This is a genomic window from Actinoplanes nipponensis, from assembly GCF_016862275.1.
In the GTDB taxonomy this organism is placed as follows: domain Bacteria; phylum Actinomycetota; class Actinomycetes; order Mycobacteriales; family Micromonosporaceae; genus Actinoplanes; species Actinoplanes nipponensis.
Genome location: NZ_BOMQ01000046.1, coordinates 21,061 through 37,603 on the forward strand (window position 1 = coordinate 21,061; position 16,543 = coordinate 37,603).

19 protein-coding genes are annotated in these 16,543 nt (G+C 72.2%); 8 read left to right on the top strand and 11 right to left on the bottom strand.

Going from position 1 to position 16,543, the window contains the following annotated elements; translation table 11 throughout:
- Positions 1–420: a twin-arginine translocase TatA/TatE family subunit gene (locus Ani05nite_RS18940; RefSeq protein WP_203769967.1), complete on the bottom strand. Its 420-nt coding sequence runs from the start codon at positions 418–420 to the stop codon at positions 1–3.
- A gap of 79 nt (positions 421–499) precedes the next feature.
- A complete protein-coding gene (locus Ani05nite_RS18945; protein WP_239130247.1) occupies positions 500–1,765 on the bottom strand; it encodes a S1C family serine protease in 1,266 nt (421 codons plus the stop codon).
- Positions 1,766–1,929: 164 nt separating this feature from the next.
- Between Ani05nite_RS18945 and Ani05nite_RS18950 the strand changes: the two genes are divergently transcribed.
- The gene (locus Ani05nite_RS18950) at positions 1,930–2,631 is read left to right on the top strand and encodes an O-methyltransferase (protein ID WP_239130249.1); all 702 of its coding nucleotides are present in this window, start codon (positions 1,930–1,932) and stop codon (positions 2,629–2,631) included.
- Here the strand turns inward: Ani05nite_RS18950 and Ani05nite_RS18955 are convergent.
- Together Ani05nite_RS18955 and Ani05nite_RS18960 are read right to left on the bottom strand one after the other, a co-directional pair.
- The gene (locus Ani05nite_RS18955) at positions 2,621–4,045 is read right to left on the bottom strand and encodes a leucyl aminopeptidase family protein (protein ID WP_377880651.1); all 1,425 of its coding nucleotides are present in this window, start codon (positions 4,043–4,045) and stop codon (positions 2,621–2,623) included. The genes Ani05nite_RS18950 and Ani05nite_RS18955 overlap by 11 nt on opposite strands.
- 76 nt (positions 4,046–4,121) lie before the next feature.
- A complete protein-coding gene (locus Ani05nite_RS18960) occupies positions 4,122–4,289 on the bottom strand; it encodes a DUF3117 domain-containing protein (protein WP_015625691.1) in 168 nt (55 codons plus the stop codon).
- Positions 4,290–4,581: 292 nt separating this feature from the next.
- Between Ani05nite_RS18960 and Ani05nite_RS18965 the strand changes: the two genes are divergently transcribed.
- The 3 genes from Ani05nite_RS18965 to Ani05nite_RS18975 all read left to right on the top strand — a co-directional run bounded on the left by Ani05nite_RS18965 (position 4,582) and on the right by Ani05nite_RS18975 (position 7,153).
- The gene (locus tag Ani05nite_RS18965; protein ID WP_203769969.1) at positions 4,582–5,394 is read left to right on the top strand and encodes a PaaX family transcriptional regulator; all 813 of its coding nucleotides are present in this window, start codon (positions 4,582–4,584) and stop codon (positions 5,392–5,394) included.
- Complete coding sequence (locus Ani05nite_RS18970) at positions 5,391–6,224, top strand: enoyl-CoA hydratase-related protein (protein WP_203769970.1); 834 nt, start codon at positions 5,391–5,393, stop codon at positions 6,222–6,224. Before Ani05nite_RS18965 ends, Ani05nite_RS18970 begins: the two co-directional genes overlap by 4 nt.
- 131 nt (positions 6,225–6,355) lie before the next feature.
- Complete coding sequence (locus Ani05nite_RS18975) at positions 6,356–7,153, top strand: serine protease (RefSeq protein ID WP_203769971.1); 798 nt, start codon at positions 6,356–6,358, stop codon at positions 7,151–7,153.
- A gap of 47 nt (positions 7,154–7,200) precedes the next feature.
- On the opposite strand, the gene Ani05nite_RS18980 is transcribed toward Ani05nite_RS18975, so the two are convergent.
- From Ani05nite_RS18980 to ndhC, 5 genes are all read right to left on the bottom strand, one after another.
- On the bottom strand, positions 7,201–7,758 hold the full coding sequence (locus Ani05nite_RS18980; RefSeq protein ID WP_203769972.1) for a hypothetical protein: 558 nt from the start codon (positions 7,756–7,758) through the stop codon (positions 7,201–7,203).
- 178 nt (positions 7,759–7,936) lie between these two features.
- Positions 7,937–8,527, bottom strand: coding sequence for a DNA-3-methyladenine glycosylase I (locus Ani05nite_RS18985; RefSeq protein ID WP_203769973.1), 591 nt, complete (start codon positions 8,525–8,527; stop codon positions 7,937–7,939).
- Between the two features lie 34 nt (positions 8,528–8,561).
- The gene (locus tag Ani05nite_RS18990; RefSeq protein WP_203769975.1) at positions 8,562–9,059 is read right to left on the bottom strand and encodes an SRPBCC family protein; all 498 of its coding nucleotides are present in this window, start codon (positions 9,057–9,059) and stop codon (positions 8,562–8,564) included.
- Positions 9,056–9,583, bottom strand: a complete 528-nt coding sequence (locus tag Ani05nite_RS18995) for a DivIVA domain-containing protein (RefSeq protein WP_203769976.1) — start codon at positions 9,581–9,583, stop codon at positions 9,056–9,058. The genes Ani05nite_RS18990 and Ani05nite_RS18995 overlap by 4 nt, the downstream gene beginning before the upstream one ends.
- An 84-nt stretch (positions 9,584–9,667) precedes the next feature.
- Positions 9,668–10,045, bottom strand: a complete 378-nt coding sequence (gene ndhC / locus Ani05nite_RS19000; RefSeq protein WP_203769977.1) for an NADH-quinone oxidoreductase subunit A — start codon at positions 10,043–10,045, stop codon at positions 9,668–9,670.
- Positions 10,046–10,243: 198 nt separating this feature from the next.
- Between ndhC and Ani05nite_RS19005 the strand changes: the two genes are divergently transcribed.
- Together Ani05nite_RS19005 and Ani05nite_RS19010 are read left to right on the top strand one after the other, a co-directional pair.
- Positions 10,244–12,097, top strand: coding sequence for a 2-oxoacid:acceptor oxidoreductase subunit alpha (locus tag Ani05nite_RS19005; RefSeq protein ID WP_203769978.1), 1,854 nt, complete (start codon positions 10,244–10,246; stop codon positions 12,095–12,097).
- Entirely contained in the window at positions 12,090–13,136 is a 1,047-nt protein-coding gene (locus tag Ani05nite_RS19010; RefSeq protein ID WP_203769979.1) for a 2-oxoacid:ferredoxin oxidoreductase subunit beta, read from the top strand. Before Ani05nite_RS19005 ends, Ani05nite_RS19010 begins: the two co-directional genes overlap by 8 nt.
- Before the next feature lie 19 nt (positions 13,137–13,155).
- Here Ani05nite_RS19010 and Ani05nite_RS19015 read toward each other — a convergent pair whose 3' ends face one another.
- Positions 13,156–14,001 carry a LysR family transcriptional regulator gene (locus tag Ani05nite_RS19015; RefSeq protein WP_203769980.1) on the bottom strand — a complete coding sequence of 282 codons (846 nt, stop codon included), beginning with the start codon at positions 13,999–14,001 and terminating at the stop codon, positions 13,156–13,158.
- A gap of 91 nt (positions 14,002–14,092) precedes the next feature.
- Here Ani05nite_RS19015 and Ani05nite_RS19020 point away from each other — a divergent pair, with 91 nt between their 5' ends.
- The gene (locus Ani05nite_RS19020) at positions 14,093–14,824 is read left to right on the top strand and encodes an SDR family oxidoreductase (protein WP_203769981.1); all 732 of its coding nucleotides are present in this window, start codon (positions 14,093–14,095) and stop codon (positions 14,822–14,824) included.
- A 4-nt stretch (positions 14,825–14,828) separates the two neighbouring features.
- Here the strand turns inward: Ani05nite_RS19020 and Ani05nite_RS19025 are convergent, their stop codons facing one another.
- Positions 14,829–15,845, bottom strand: coding sequence for a potassium channel family protein (locus tag Ani05nite_RS19025; RefSeq protein WP_203769983.1), 1,017 nt, complete (start codon positions 15,843–15,845; stop codon positions 14,829–14,831).
- A gap of 187 nt (positions 15,846–16,032) precedes the next feature.
- Here Ani05nite_RS19025 and Ani05nite_RS19030 point away from each other — a divergent pair, with 187 nt between their 5' ends.
- Entirely contained in the window at positions 16,033–16,536 is a 504-nt protein-coding gene (locus Ani05nite_RS19030) for a phospholipase (protein WP_203769985.1), read from the top strand.
- The last annotated feature ends 7 nt before the right edge of the window (positions 16,537–16,543 follow it).

Consider the following 16,543-nt stretch of genomic DNA (forward strand, 5'->3'; position numbering starts at 1 on the left):
CTACGTAGCGTCGAGATCGAATCTGCGCGGCGCCGGGGTGGACTTCTCCACCGCGGCGCCGGCGTCGTTGCGCTGCGCCCTGATGTCCGCGGCCGCGGCAACCTCGCCGAGGTCGGACTTCACGCCGTTCAGGTCGTTCTTGACGTCGTCGAACAGGCCCTGCAGCGGCTTGCGGATCGCCTGCTCGTCGTCCTCGCTCAGCAGGTGCTTGCGGATGAACGCCTTGGGGTGCAGGTCCTGCAGCTGAATGTCGGTGCCCAGCTCGCGGCTCAGGTCGGACGTGGCGTTCTGGGCCATCGCCCGCAGGCCCCGCAGCATGCGCAGGCCGTCGCCGATCACCTTGGGCAGCCGCTCGCCGAAGATCAGCAGCGCCAGCATCAGCAGGGCGCCGATCTCCCACCAGTTGAGGTTCTCGAACACGCGCGGACCTCCCTCGTCGCGTACCCCAGCAAGACTACGCACGCCGGCTGTGGTCGCGCTGTCCGCCCACGAGGGCGATTCACTTCGCGTCGGCCGCCAGGGTCACGGACGCCGTCTGGACCTTCGTCCCGCGCCGGTATTCGACCGCGACGACCGATTCCGGGGCGTACTTGCGGACGAGCGCGATGAGGTCGGTGCCGTCCTCCAGCAGGTGACCGTTGATCTTGGTGACCACGTCGCCGGACTTCAGCCCGGCCGTCGCCGCCGGGCCGGCCGGCTGCACCGAGCGCAGGCGGGCCCCGGTCGAGCCGGTGGCGCCGCTCGGGCCCCCGGTGCTCACCTCGGCGCCGATCACGGTGCGCCGGGCCTTGCCGTGGTCGATGATCTCGCGGGCGATGCGCATGGCCTGGTTGATCGGGATGGCGAACGCGAGACCGATGTTGCCGGCCTCGGCGTCGCTGCCCCCGACCGACCTGATCACCGAGTTCACCCCGACCACCCGCCCGGCCGCGTCGACCAGCGGGCCGCCGGAGTTGCCCTGGTTGACCGCCGCGTCGGTCTGGATGGCCGCGTAGTAGCGGACGGTGCCGCCCGGCTCGCCGGCCTGGATGGTGCGGTCCAGGGCGCTGACGATGCCCGACGTCACGGTGTTGACCAGAGCCAGCGGTGAACCGAACGCCAGCACCGGGTCACCCACGGCAATGGAGTCCGAGTCGCCAAGTGAGACAGCCGTCACACTCTTCCTTGCGACTTTGATCACTGCGAGGTCCGATTCCGGGTCCCGCCCGACCACCGTCGCGGACGCGGTGGACCCGTCGCTGAACGAGACCGACATGGTGTCGTTCGCGCCCTCCACGACGTGGTCGTTGGTCACCACGTAGCCGTCCGGGGAGATCACGAAGCCGGACCCGATCGCGCCGGTGACCCGCACGGTGACCACGCTGGGCAGCACCTGCTTGGCCACCCCGGCCAGCGAGTCGGGCGCCCGCTGCGCCGCCGACGGGGCCGCCAGCGGCGGGCCGCCGAGCGCGGTCCCGCCGCCGACACCGCTACGGGTGGCGAACACGAAGCCCAGCGTGCCGCCCAGGCCGCCGGCCAGCAACGCCGTGACCAGGCAGATGAGCAGCACCGGGGCGATCGACCGGCGCGGCGCGTCGGGATCGACGACCGGCTCGGGCGGTGGGCCGGTGCTCACCGGGGCGGACGACACGACCACCGCGGACGGTGCGTACGGGTCTCGCCACGGATCGGTCAATGCGTCGGACCACCACGGCGAGTCGGCCGGCGCTCCGGGCGTGGCGGGCGGCGGCGGTGGAGGCTGGCGCCAGTTCCAGCCGTCGGTCACGTCGTGCCTCCCATGGTTCGACCGGAGCGGCGGGCTCCGGCTTCCAGGATGACACGGATCGGTGGAGATCATCCGGTCCGTGGGACCCCGGGTCGCGGAGCGCCGCTTTCCGCCGCCGAAGTCCCGGTGCGCGAAGGGTGAGCATCGCTCTACGCTCATACCCGATGTGCACCGGTTCCGACCGCGCATCCCCGCTCCCGACGGAGGTCGTCATCGTCACCGCAGCCCGATCGTTCGGCGCCCCGACCGCGCAGTCGGTGCAGTTCGCCGAGGCCTACGCCGCCGAGGACATCGTCCTGCAGACCGCCCGCAGCCTGGCCCACGAGGTCGGCTTGGCCGCCGTGAGCCCGGGCGCGGGGTCCGTGCTGAGCGTGCTCACCGCGGCGGGCAGCGCCAAGGCGGTGGTCGAGATCGGCACCGGTACGGGCGTCAGCGGCGTCTGGCTGCTCCGCGGCATGCGCGCCGACGGCGTCCTGACCACGATCGATGTGGAGAACGAGCACCAGCGCATCGCCCGCCGGATCTTCCAGGAGGCGGGCTTCGCCGCGTCCCGGACCCGGATCATCACCGGCCGCGCGCTGGACGTGCTGCCCCGCCTCGCCGACGGCGTCTACGACCTGGTGTTCGTGGACGCCGACGCCACCGAGTTCGGCGCCTGCGCCGACGCCGCGCTACGGCTGCTGCGCCGCGGCGGGATCCTGGTGGTCAACGGCGCGCTGGCCGGCGGCCGGATCAGCGACCCGTCGGCCCGCGACGTCGACACGATCACGATCCGCGAGACGGTCAAGGCCGTCCGCGAGTCGGAGGACTGGATCCCGGCGGTCGTCCCGACCGGCGCCGGCCTGCTGGTCGCCGTCAAGCGCTGACGAGCCAGCGCAGCAGCGTACGGGTGCCCCAGCCGGTGGCGCCCACGGAGAGGTCGCCGTCGTCCTGCTCGGCCCAGCTGGGCGCCGACATGTCGAGATGGGCCCAGCGGTCCCGCCGGTCGCCGAGAAACTCGCTCAGGAACAGCGCCGCCACCACCGAACCCGCGCCGCGCGTCGGCGAGCTGTGCCGGTCGGCGATGTCGCTGCGCAGGTATTCCCGGTAGTCGTCGGGCAGCGGCAGCCGCCACATCGACTCGCCGGCGGCGGCGCCGGCGGCGGTCAGGGCCGCCGCCAGCTCGTCGTCGTAGCTGTACAGCGCCGCGGTGCGCTTGCCCAGGGCGACCGCGTTGGCGCCGGTCAGGGTGGCCAGGTCGAGCACCACGTCGGGGCGCAGCTCGGCGACCGCGTACGCCAGCGCGTCGGCCAGCACCAGGCGGCCCTCGGCGTCGGAGTTCGTCGACTCGGTGGTGGTGCCGTCGTACTGGGTGATGACGTCGCCGGGGCGGTAGGCCGAGCCGCTGACCGCGTTCTCCGCCAGCGGGGCCAGCGCGGTGATGCGTACCCCGAGGCCCAGGTCGGCCGCGCCCAGCGTGGCCGCGACGACCGCGGCCGCCCCGCTCATGTCCTTCTTCATCAGCTTCATGCCGTCGCGGGTCTTGATCGAGATGCCGCCGGTGTCGAAGGTGATGCCCTTGCCCACCAGGACCACGTGCCGGGACGCGGACTCCGGCCGCCAGCTCAGCTCGAGCAGCCGCGGCGGGCTGGCCGAGCCGCCGCCGACGGCCAGGATGCCGCCGAAGCCCTCGGCCGCCAGTTGCGCCGGTTCGCGGACGGTCGCCGTGAGTCCCGGGCGTGTCGCGGCCGCGGCGACGATCTGCTCCGCGAACCAGGCCGGGTTCTTCACCGAGGCCGGCATGTTGGCCAGGTCCCGGGCGAGCCAGGTGGCGGCGGCCGTCACGCGCGCCGTCTCGAGGCTCTGCTCGTACGGGTGGGCTCCGGTGACCGCGATGGTGACCTCCGCCGTCCGGGGGCCCCGCGGCGCGTCCCGGAACCGGTAGCCGCCCAGCCAGAGGCCCTCGGCCAGCCCGCACAGCCCCTCCGCCGGCACGTCCGGCCCGAGCGCGATCCCGACCGGCTCGTCCGCGCGTACCGTCCGGATGATCGCCGCCCCGGCGGCCCGCCAGCCGGCCTCGTCGCCGGCGCCGATCCCGGCCAGCAGGACCCTCGCGGGCTGCCGGGCCGGACGCGGCAGCAGCTGCACCGCGCCGGGCCGGGCCGGGTCGTCCGCGCTGCTCAGCAGCGCTGTGACCTCCCCGGCCAGCGGTTCGGGCAGGGCGTCGGCGCCGGCCGGGCCGACCGCCAGCACGAGGGTGGAATCGTCGGCGGGTCGGGGCGTCAGCCTGATCGCGAACACTGGAGGATGACCTTTCCTCAGGACATGGAAAGCCCGCCGGTACGGCAGGTACCGTACCGGCGGGCCACGTGAAACGTCAGCCGGCGATCGCCTTCAACGCGTCACCAAGCGCGTTGGCCTCGTCCGGAGTCATCTCAACGACGAGACGGCCACCACCCTCCAGCGGGACGCGCATGACGATGCCGCGCCCTTCCTTGGTGACCTCCAGCGGACCATCGCCCGTCCGCGGCTTCATCGCCGCCATCTTGTCTCCCCTCAGACCTACATCAGGGTCGCGGTGGGTTACCCCACAGCCACTTCGTCAACGCGCCGTGCTCAGCCCCACGGTGCGCCGTACCTCGTATCCGACCGGCGGAGTCGCCCCCGCTGGACCGACCCGAGACCGCAGCGCTGCGGACCTCGCCCGACGTCGTCCGACGCGGCCCACCGTGCCGATCAAACATTTTCCCTGATGAACACCGGCTTACCCAAACCCAGCCCGGGCGGATGTGACAGCGTCTAGCATATCGCCTTTCGGGCTGTCACAATGTGCGGTCATGCAGGCGCGGTCGGCACTCTTCGACCTCTACGGCGACTATCTACGCCCGAGGGGTGGCCGCGCGCCCGTCGCCGCGCTCGTCAAGCTGCTCGCGCCGGTCGGCATCGCACCGCCCGCCGTCCGCACGGCGGTGTCCCGCATGGTGCGTCAGGGCTGGTTGCACCCTATGCGACTGGTCTCCGGCCCGGGTTATCTGCTCACCCCGAAGGCCGCGCGCCGGCTCGACGAGGCCGCGGCCCGGATCTACCGGACCGGGCGCAACGGCTGGGACGGGCGCTTCGATCTGGTCCTCACGCACGCCCCGGTGCCGCGCAAGGAGGCCAAACGCCTGACTTTTCTGGGCTACGGGATGCTGGGGGAATTCGGCTGGGTCGCCCCGCGCGCCGCGGACGAGGTGGACGCCGTCCTGGCCGACGCGGGGGTCGCCTACGAACGGTTCAGCGCCAGCCACGCCGCCGGCGCGACCGGCGCCGCGGAGATCGTCGGGCGCGCGTGGGACCTGGCCGAGATCGGCCGGGCGTACGAGGAGTTCATCGCGGCGCAGCGCCCGACCGTCACCGCGGTCAACGCGCGCAGCACCGACGAGGAGGCGTACGCCGCCCGCTTCCAGCTCGTGCACGCCTGGCGCTCGTTCCTGTTCCGCGACCCGCAGCTGCCCGCCTCCCTGCTCCCGCCGCACTGGCCGGGCACGAGCGCGGCGACCTTCTTCGACCGGCACGCCGCCCGGCTGCGGCCGGCCGCCGACCGCTACGTCGAGAGATGCCTGGCGTCGGTCTCCCGCGGCGGCCGTATGGGATTCTCAGAGCCATGACAGCCATCCAACCGCCCCACCCGCCGTCGCTGACCGGGCTGAAGACGGACTCCTTGCTCGTCGACCGCACCGACGCTGTCGTCACGCTCACGCTCAACCGGCCCGAGGCGATGAACGCCCTCGACGTCGATCTCAAGGAGGCCCTGCGGGACACGCTGGCGGCCATCGAGAACGACCGGTCGGTGCGGGCGGTCGTGCTGGCCGGCGCCGGCCGGGCCTTCTGCGTGGGCCAGGACCTCCGCGAGCACGCCCGCGACCTGGACAAGGGCGCCACCGAACTGGACACCGTGCGGCAGCACTACAACCCCATCGCGCAGCGGCTGGCCAGCCTGCCCAAGCCGGTGGTCGCGGCGGTACGCGGCACCGCCGCCGGCGCCGGCGCGTCGCTGGCCCTGCTGGCCGACTTCCGCATCGGCGGTCCCCGCACCACCTTCCTGATGGCCTTCGCCAACGTCGGCCTGGCCGGGGACACCGGCGTGTCGTGGTCGCTGCCGCACCTGGTGGGCCGGGCCCGGGCCCTGGAGCTGCTGCTGCTGGCCCAGCCGTTGCGCGCCCAGGAGAGTTACGACTACGGCCTGCTCACCCAGCTGCTGCCCGACGACGAGCAGGTGCTGCCGGCGGCGCAGGAGCTCGCCGCCCGGCTCGCGGCCGGCCCGACGGTGGCGTACGCGGCCATCAAGCGGGAGCTGTCCATCGGCACGGCCGGGTCGCTGTCCGACGCGCTCGCCGCGGAGGCCCAGGCGCAGGCCATCTGCGGCGCCACCGCCGACCACAAGGCCGCGGTGACCGCGTTCGTGGCCAAGGAGAAGCCGACCTTCGGCGGACGGTGATTCTTCCTGCGGGGTGGTGCCGGCGATATGAGCATTTCGGGATACCCGCATCTATGCAGGTAAATGTTTGACTCTCCCCCATCGAGATGAGGTGCAGCCGCAGGGCGCATCTCGGGCTGGGGAGGTTCCGAATGGCAAGGTGGCGCAGGATCCTGGGCGGGGCGGCGGCCGCTCTGACGGTGGCCGCGATGGGCACCCTGATGCAGTCGTCGCCCGCGGCGGCGGCTCCCGACGGCCCGGACATGGTCGTCGGCGGCACCACGGCCACGCAGGGCGAGTTCCCGTTCATGGTCCGGCTGTCGATGGGCTGCGGCGGGGCGCTCTACAGCCCGACCCTCGTGCTGACCGCGGCCCACTGCGTGAACGGCACCGGCACCAACACGTCGATCACGGCCACCGTCGGCGTCGTCGACCTCAACTCGACCAGCAAGGTCACCCGCCGGTCGAACTACGTCTACCGGGCGCCCGGCTACAACGGCAACGGCAAGGACTGGGCGCTGATCCGCCTGTCCAGCCCGGTGACCGGCCTCGCGACCCTGCCCATCGCCAGGACCACGGCGTACGACTCGGGCACGTTCACCATCGCCGGCTGGGGCGCGGCGACCGAGGGCGGCGGCCAGCAGCGCTACCTGCGCAAGGCGACCGTGCCGTTCGTCAGCGACGCCACCTGCAACTCCAGCTCGATGTACGCCGGCCAGATCATCGCCAGCAACGAGATCTGCGCGGGCTACGCCGCCGGCGGCGTGGACACCTGCCAGGGCGACTCGGGCGGCCCGATGTTCCGCCGCGACGCGGCCAACGCCTGGATCCAGGTCGGCATCGTCAGCTGGGGCGACGGCTGCGCCCGGCCGAACAAGCCCGGCGTCTACACCCAGGTGAGCTACTTCGCCGCGACCATCGCCTCGGCGGCGAGCAGCCTCGGCGGCTGACTCCCGCAGTAACCGAACGGGCCCGGAGCACACGCTCCGGGCCCGTGCTAGTCGTCGTCCTCGTCCTCTTCCGGATCCTGGTTGGCCGGCTCGCCGAGCACGAAGGCCTGCATGGCCAGCTCGTCGCCGGACGGCGAGACGAAGGTCGGCAGCTCGGCCGGGCCGAGCTCCAGCGCGTACGACCAGAACTGCCGCACCGCGTCCGCCGGGGTGGCGGCCTCGATCGGCAGGTCCAGGCTGACCAGCCAGGTCTGCCGGTCCGGGCCGGCGTGCAGCGGGGCGGCCAGCCGCTCGAACAGCTCGTCGTCGACCTCGGTCACCGGCTCGGCGAGCTTGAGCCCCTCGGCCGGCGCCGGCGCGTCGAAGGAGCGCCGGGTGTAACGGATCGCCAGCTCGGGCTCGCCGTGCGCACCCCGCCGGGCGGGCGCGGCAGCCACCACGCCCAGCGCCACCACCCGTGGCGCCTCCTCGCCGGCGACCAGCAGGACCCGCTCATCGGCCGCCGGTCGCACCCCGGCCAGTCCCGCCACGGTCAGGGTGTCGTGATGGAACAACCGCTCGGTCGCCCACCGATCCGCTGGAATGATCACCGCCCACTGCGCCATGGGGACCATCTCATCACGCGCCGGCGCGGCGCCCGGCGCTGGCTCGGGCCGGGGTGACCGGGCCGGCGCTCAGCCAGGCCTCGCGGCGGCCTGAGTGAGCCGCTGAGGCTGGAGAACGCCGCGGGGATCCCCGGGCCAGGGCGGCCGGGTGAACCCTGGCAGAGCGGCGCTGATCACCTCAGGCCCGGGCCGGCGGGACGAAGCAGCCCGCCAGGTGGTCGTCCACCATGCCGGTCGCCTGCATCAGCGCGTAGGCCGTGGTCGGCCCGACGAACTTGAAGCCGCGTCGCTTGAGGTCCTTGGCCAGGGCGATCGACTCCGGCGTGGTCGCCGGGACGTCCGCGCCGGTCGCCGGGCGGGGCCGCGGCGCCGGGGCATGGGACCAGAGCAGGGCCGCGAGCCCGTCCGGCAAGTCGGCGGCCACCCGGGCGTTGTGCAGGGCCGCGTCGACCTTCATCCGGTTGCGGACGATGCCCCGGTCGGCCATCAGCCGGGTCGCGTCCGCCTCGGAGAACGCCGCCACCGCGGTGATCGAGAAGCCGGCGAACGCCGCCCGGAAGGCCGGTCGCTTGCGCAGGATGGTGATCCAGGAGAGCCCGGACTGGAACGCCTCCAGGGTCATCCGCTCGAACAGCGCGTCGTCGGTGCGGACCGGCTGTCCCCACTCGAGGTCGTGATAGGGCAGGTAGTCGGGCGTGCTGCCGCCCCAGCCGCACCGGGCCAGGCCGTCCGCGCCCACCACCAGCCCGGCGTCGGTCACATCGGTCATGCCGAGCACCGTACGAGGCACCTCTGACAGGAACTCAGGGCAGGCGGCCCTGCTCGACCAGGCGGCCGAACTTCTTCAGCGCGCCCTTGAGGCTGAGCTTCGAGCCGGGCCAGATCAGCGGCCAGGCGAGCCGGGTGGCGGCGCCCCCGGGCAGGTGGAACCACTCGTGCATGACCACCTGGGTGCGGTCGCCGGCCATCGCCGTACAGCGCATCGCGCCGGGACCGCGCAGGACCTTGCCGCAGTGCACGACGCGGACCTCGTACGGCGCGTCGACCCGCACCACCCGCATCTCGTCGCGCAGCGCGGCGCTGCCGAACCCGGTGATCGCCTCGATCAGGCTGCCCTCACCGCCGTCGCCCTCGACCACCCGCACCCTGGTGAGGGGGATCCAGTCGGACTGCCGCTCCCAGTTGGTGAAGGCGGCGAAGACCCGGGCGGCGGGCGCGTTGACGATGACGGTCGCGGTGACCTCGCCGGTGCCGGGGGTCGCGGCGTCGCCGAGCCCGTCGACGGGGCCGGGCGCGCTCATCGGCTCTCCGCCGGTTCCTCGTCACCGGCCGCGCGGGTGGGCTGCGCGGCGGGCTGGCCCGCGGCGGGCGCTCCCTCGGCGGCGGCGCCGGCGGCGGGCTGGCCGGCGGGCTTGTCGTCCGGCGGGGTGACGTCGGGCACCACGACCGGCTCGGCGGGCGGCGGAGCCACCGCGGCCTCCCGGGCCCGGCGCAGCACGTCCGCGTCGGTTGTCCGGCCCTCGCGCAGCGCCGTCACCTCGGCCTCGAGCACGCCGATCAGCTCGCTCTTGTAACCGATGTCATAGGCGGCCCGCTGGAGCGCCTGATCGACCTGCGCCATCCGGTAGCCGCGGAAGGCGGTGTCGAAGCGGGTCCGGAACACGTCCTCCTCGCCGAGCGGGCGGTCGCTGGGCAGCGGCAGCGACTTGCCGTCGGGCTCGACCGGCGTCAGTCCGGGGTCGCCGCCGCTCACCATGACGGTCACACCGAAGACGATCGCCGCGACGACCAACGCCACGACGACGAAGAGGAGAAGCTGGCCCATGGGCACGATCGTGGCACGACCGCTGCGGGTGTGCGAGCCCGCCACCCCGCCGGGCCGGAAACGCCGGCCGCCGATCGAGGGGCGTCAGGTCCAGGTAAGGATCTTCTTGCGCCAGGCGTAGACGATGCCGAGCGCGAGAACCGCCACGAAAACGCCCATCTCGGCGACCGTGAGCAGGCCGAATCCGGGGCGGTCGAAGACCACCGCCCACGGGAACAGGAAGACCGCCTCGACGGCGAAGAGCACATAGAGGTACGCGTAGACGTAGTACCGGATCTGCGCCTGCGCCCAGTCGCCGCCGACCGGGTCGACGCCGCTCTCGTAGGTCAGCCGCTTGCCCACCGGCTCGGCCGGGCGGGCGGGCCGGAGCAGCTTGTTCGCCCCGAACGCGGCGACGAAGACCAGCACGCCGGCGGCGAGCACCAGCCCCAGCGTGGCGTACGAACCCAGATAGCCCTGCACGGCCGCAGCCTAGCGACCGAAGTTTGAACTCGGTTGGCCCAGGTAAGCCTCACCTGGCTACTGTGGTCAACGGTCTGAAGTCGGACACGCACCCGTCCCCACGACGGTAAGGAGTGCCGACGTAGGCTGGAAGTGACTATTGCGGGCCGGCTCATCGACGTGCGTACCCGCCGGCCGGCTCCCTCAGGAGGTTGGAACGTGGGCGCTCCCGCGAAGCGTGTCGAGCAGCTCGATCGTGTGGTCATCCGCTTCGCCGGCGACTCCGGCGACGGCATGCAGCTCACCGGCGACCGGTTCACGTCGGAGACCGCACAGCTCGGCAACGACATCTCGACGCTGCCGAACTTCCCGGCGGAGATCCGCGCACCAGCCGGCACGCTGCCGGGCGTCTCCAGCTTCCAGGTGCACTTCGCCGACTACGACATCCTCACCCCCGGCGACGCACCCAACGTGCTGGTGGCGATGAACCCGGCGGCCCTGAAGGCGAACCTCGGCGACCTGCCGCCGGGCGCGGACATCATCGTCAACACCGACGAGTTCACCAAGCGCAACCTGGCCAAGGTCGGGTATGCGGTGAGCCCGCTGGAGGACGGCTCGCTGGAGGGCTACGCCCTGCACCCGGTGGCGCTGACCTCGATGACCATCGGCGCGCTGGCCGAGCTCGGGGTGGCCAAGAAGGACGCCGAACGGGCCAAGAACATGTTCGCCCTGGGCCTGCTGAGCTGGATGTACTCGCGCCCGTTCGAGTCCACCATCCGGTTCCTGGAGCGCAAGTTCGCCAAGCGCCCGGACCTGGTGGCGGCGAACAAGGCGGCCTTCCGGGCGGGCTGGAACTTCGGCGAGACGACCGAGGACTTCTCGGTGCGCTACGAGGTGAAGCCGGCCAAGATGCTGCCGGGCACCTACCGCAACATCACCGGCAACGCGGCGCTCGCGCTGGGCCTGGTGGCCGCGGGCGTGCGGGCCAAGCTGCCGGTGTTCCTGGGCGCGTACCCGATCACCCCGGCGTCGGACATCCTGCACGAGCTGAGCAAGCACAAGCGGTTCGGCATCACCACGATGCAGGCCGAGGACGAGATCGCCGCGGTCGGGGCCGCCCTGGGCGCCTCGTACGGCGGCGCGCTCGGCGTCACCACGACCTCGGGCCCCGGCGTCGCGCTCAAGGGCGAGACGATCTCCCTGGCCATCGCGCTGGAGCTGCCGCTGGTCATCGTCGACGTGCAGCGGGCCGGGCCGTCCACGGGCATGCCGACCAAGACCGAGCAGGCCGACCTCAACATGGCCCTGTACGGCCGGCACGGCGAGGCCCCGCTGGCGGTCATCGCCCCGAAGTCGCCGTCGGACTGCTTCCACGCCGCGATCGAGGCGGCGCGGATCGCGCTGAAGTACCGCACGCCGGTGATCCTGCTCTCGGACAACTACGTGGCCAACGGCTCCGAGCCGTGGCTGCTGCCCGAGGTCAACGACCTGCCCGACATCTCGGTGGCGTACACGACCGAACCGAACGGCGAGGACGGGCGCTTCCTGCCGTACCTGCGGGATCCGGAGACCATGGCCCGCCCGTGGGCCATCCCCGGCACGCCGGGCCTGGAGCACCGGATCGGCGGCCTCGAGAAGGCCGACAAGACCGGCGACATCTCCTACGACCCGGCCAACCACGAGTTCATGGTCCGCACCCGGGCCGAGCGCATCGAGTCGATCCCGGTGCCGGACGTCGCGGTCGAGGACCCGGACGAGAACGCGCGGGTGCTGGTGCTCGGCTGGGGCTCGACGTACGGCCCGATCGGCGCCGCCTGCCGGGCGCTGCGCCAGCGCGGGCTGCCGATCGCCCAGGCGCACCTGCGGCACCTGGCGCCGCTGCCGGCCAATCTCGGCGAGGTGCTCAAGGCCTACGACCGCGTGATCATCCCGGAGATGAACCTGGGCCAGCTGGCCCACGTCATCCGGGCCCGGTACCTGATCGACGCGGTTCCCTTCAACCAGGTCAGCGGCCTGCCGTTCACGGCCGCCACGCTGGAGAACATGCTCGAGGACGTGGTCAAGAATGGCTAGCCCGACGATTCCCCTGACCCCCGTGAAGCTGACGGCCAAGGACTTCAAGTCGGACCAGGAGGTCCGCTGGTGCCCCGGCTGCGGTGACTACGCGATCCTGGCCGCGGTCCAGCAGTTCATGCCGGAGCTGGGCATCGCCCGGGAGAACACCGTCTTCGTGTCGGGCATCGGCTGCTCGTCGCGCTTCCCGTACTACATGAACACGTACGGCATGCACTCGATCCACGGCCGCGCGCCGGCGATCGCGACAGGGCTGTCGGCGTCCCGCCCGGACCTGTCGGTCTGGGTCGTGACCGGCGACGGCGACGCGCTGTCGATCGGCGGCAACCACCTGATCCACGCGCTGCGCCGCAACGTCAACCTGAAGATCCTGCTGTTCAACAACCGGATCTACGGGCTGACCAAGGGGCAGTACTCCCCCACCTCCGAGCTCGGCAAGATCACCAAGTCGACCCCGGCCGGCTCGGCCGACTCGCCGTTCAACCCGCTGTCGCTGGCGCTGGGCGCGGAGGCGACGTTCGTGGCCCGCACGATCGACTCGGACCGCAAGCACCTGCAGTCGGTGCTGCGCGCGGCGGCCCAGCACGAGGGCTCGGCGTTCGTGGAGATCTACCAGAACTGCAACATCTTCAACGACGGCGCGTTCGAGGTGCTCAAGGACCCGAACACCCGCGACGACCACCTGATCCGGCTGGAGCAGGGCGAGCCGATCACCTTCGGCGCGGAGCAGCAGTATTCGGTGGTGCACCCGGCCGGCGCGTTCGGCCTGTCGGTCCGCCCGTCGGCGGAGCTGTCCGGCGAGACCCCCGTGGTGCACGACGCGACGGTCGACGACCCGGCGTACGCGTTCGCGCTGAGCCGGCTGTCGGGCTCGGATCTGGGTACGACGCCGATCGGGGTGTTCCGCAACGTCCAGCGGCCCTCCTACGACGAGCTGATCCGTAAGCAGCTGGAGGACGCGAAGGCGCAGGTCACCGGGACGCCGGAGCAGATGCTGGGCGAACTGCTCAACGCCGGCGACACCTGGACCATCCTCTAGGACCGCGGGCGCCCGCCCCTCAGAGGCGGGTCGCGGTGCGGATCAGGCCAGCCAGGGCCCGCGAGCGGCTGTGCGGCGGCCAGGCGATCACCGTGGTGACCGGGGGTGCGTCCACCACCGGCACCGCGGCCAGGTCGCGGCGCAGGTCGGCCCGGGTCGACTCGGGCAGGACCGCCGTGGTCCGGCCGAGGGCGATCAGTTGCAGCAGCTGCGTGCTGTCCCGGGCCTGCGGGCCGGATCCGTCCGGGTAGCTCCCGTCGGGGCCGGGCCAGCGCGGCAGCGGCAGATCGGGCAGCGTGGTCACCTCGGCCAGTCGCACTTCGGACCGGGCGGCCAGCGGATGCCCGGCCGGCAGGACAGCCACCTGCCCCTCGGTGCGGAGCTCCTCGGTGTCGAAGCCGGCCGTCGAGTCGAACGGCAGGTGCAGCAGGCCCACGTCGGCCCGCCCGTCGCGCAGCAACCGTTCCTGCTCGCCGATCCCGCACAGCAGCACGTCGACGGTGGCCGCGCCGGGCTCCGCGGCGTACGCCTCGAGCAGTTTGGCCAGCAGCTCGCCGGATGCTCCGGCCTTGGTGACCAGCACCAGCCCGGGGCCGTCCGGGGCCCGGCCGGCGCGCCGGGTACGGCGGTCGGCGGCCTCGACCGCGTCCAGCGCGGCCCGGCCCTCCGCCAGCAGCACCGCGCCGGCCTCGGTCAGCGTGACGGTACGGCTGGTGCGTTCCAGCAGCGCCACCCCGAGCCGCCGTTCCAGCTGCGCGACCGCCCGGGACAGCGGCGGCTGCGCGATCCCGAGCCGCCGCGCGGCCCGGCCGAAGTGCAGCTCCTCGGCGACGGCGATGAAGTACCGCAGCTCCCTCGTCTCCATGCCCGCACGCTACCGCCCCCGATACCCCCCGGGTATTGATGCCCACCGAGACGGTGTTGGTGGGCCGCCGGCCCCCGGACAGGATCGGCGCATGAGCGAGCAGAGGATCGCGCTGGTCACCGGCGCGAACAAGGGAATCGGGTACGAGATCGCGGCCGGCCTGGGCGCCCGCGGCTGGAGCGTCGGCGTCGGCGCCCGCGACGACGCTCGCCGGGAAGCCGCGGTGGACAAACTGCGAGCGGGCGGCGTGGACGCGTTCGGCGTGCCGCTGGACGTGACCGACGACGCGAGCGTGGCCGCCGCCGCCCGGCTGGTCGAGGAGCGCGCCGGCCGGCTGGACGCGCTGGTCAACAACGCCGGCATCACCGGCGGCCGGCCGCAGGAGCCGACCCGGGTGGACCTCGGCACCATCCGGACGGTCGTGGAGACCAACGTGCTCGGCGTGATCCGGGTGACTAACGCGATGCTGCCGCTGCTGCGCCGCTCGGCGTCGCCGCGGATCGTGAACATGTCCAGCAGCGTCGGTTCCCTCACCCGGCAGTCCGGGCCCGCCGGCGAGACCACGACCGGGCCGGTGGCCGTCGCGTACTCGCCGTCGAAGACGTTCCTCAACGGCGTCACCGTGCAGTACGCCCGGGAACTGCGGGGCACCGGCATCCTGATCAACGCCGCCTGCCCGGGCTTCGTCGCCACCGACCTCAACGGCTTCCGGGGCGTGCGTACCCCCGAGCAGGGCGCGGCGATCGCGATCCGGCTCGCGACCCTGCCCGACGACGGCCCGACCGGCGGCTTCTTCGAGGACGCCGGGACGGTTCCGTGGTGACGGATCAGACAGCCACGCCGAGGCCGCTGTTCTCCTCGTCGCGGATGTAGATGAGCATGTCTCCGGTGTCGATGGTGATCGACTGCTGGCCGCCCAGCGGCATCACCTTGCCGCGCCGGATGAGCGCGACGACCAGCGTCTGCAGCTCCCGCGGGTTGCGGCCGACCTCGTCGCGTTCCGCCGACCGCATCGCCAGGGCCATGCCCTGGCCGGGGGTCAGTAGGTCCTCCACCACGTCGATCAGCGGCGGGGTCGTCGTGGTCAGGCCGAGCAGCCGGCCCGCCGTCGACGACGACACGATCACGTGATGGGCGCCGCTCTGCTTGAGCAGGGCGGCGTTCTCCTGCTCGCGGACCGCCGCGATGATCCGGACCTGGCCCGCCGTCAGCTGCCGCACCGTGAGGGTGATCAGCACGGACGCCTCGTCACTGTCGGTGGCGATGATGACCGACTTGGCGTTCTTGACGTCGGCCTCGAGCAGCACGGCCGAGCGGGTGGCGTTGCCCTCGATCGCGACCAGGCCGTTGGCGGCGGCCTGGCGCAGGGCCTCCTCACGGTTCTCGACGATCACGATGCGGGACTTGTCGTACCCCGTCTCCAGCAGCGCGCTGATCGCGGCCCGGCCCTTGGTGCCGTAGCCGCAGACGATGATGTGGTCCTTCAACTTGCGCCTCCACCGAGTGACCCTGATGTTCTTGCGGTACTGATCCGTCAGCACCTCGAGGGTCGTGCCGACCAGGATGATCAGGAACAACACGCGGGCCGGGGTGATGAACACGATGTTCACCAACCGCGCGTCGGGCGTCACCGGCGTGATGTCGCCGTATCCGGTGGTGGAGAGCGACACGACCGCGTAGTAGAAGCAGTCGAGCAGGGACAGGCCGTCCTCGTTGAGATCGCGGTATCCGTCGCGGTCGATGTAGATCACCAGCACGGTGAGCAGCACCAGGACGACGGCCGCGACCACCCGTACGGCGAGCGCCCGCAAGGGTCCCTGTCGGACCAGCGGTAATCGGATCACTGAACGGCCGCCTGCACGTTCACACCATAGCGGCCGGGACCCACACCGCTTTCCAGGACAGCACACGACAGGCCCGCCGCGGAATACCCACCGGTAAGTTGAGGCATCGTTAAGGAAATCTCCATTGATCGTCTTGTATGTCGAAACCCGTCGAACCAAGACTGGCGGCCTACCGCTGGAGGTTTCGATGAAACGGTCCGTCCGCCGTACCCTCGTCGTCCTGATCTCTGCTGTCGCCCTGCTGGCCCCCTCCGCCGCCGCTTCCGCCGCGGCGGACAGCAAGGCCACCGTCCTGTCCCGCTGGACCCAGACCACCGCGACCAGCACCACCGCCTGGAACGACGCCCGGCTCGACCGCGCGCCGTGGGCGAGCTACGGCTTCGACTGGACCACCGACTACTGCTCGTCCAGCCCGGACAACCCCCTCGGCTTCAACTTCACCAACGCCTGCTGGCACCACGACTTCGGCTACCGCAACTACAAGGACCTCGGCGCGTTCTCGGCCAACAAGTCCCGGCTGGACAACATGTTCTACGCCGACCTCAAGCGCAAGTGCGCCACGTACAGCTCGGTCCTCCGGCCGGCCTGCTACAGCCTGGCCTGGACGTACTACCAGGCCGTGAGCATCTTCGGCTCGCTCGAGGCGGTCAACCCGTCCGACATCGACCGGGCCCGCAGCCTGGTCGAGTGACGCCCGG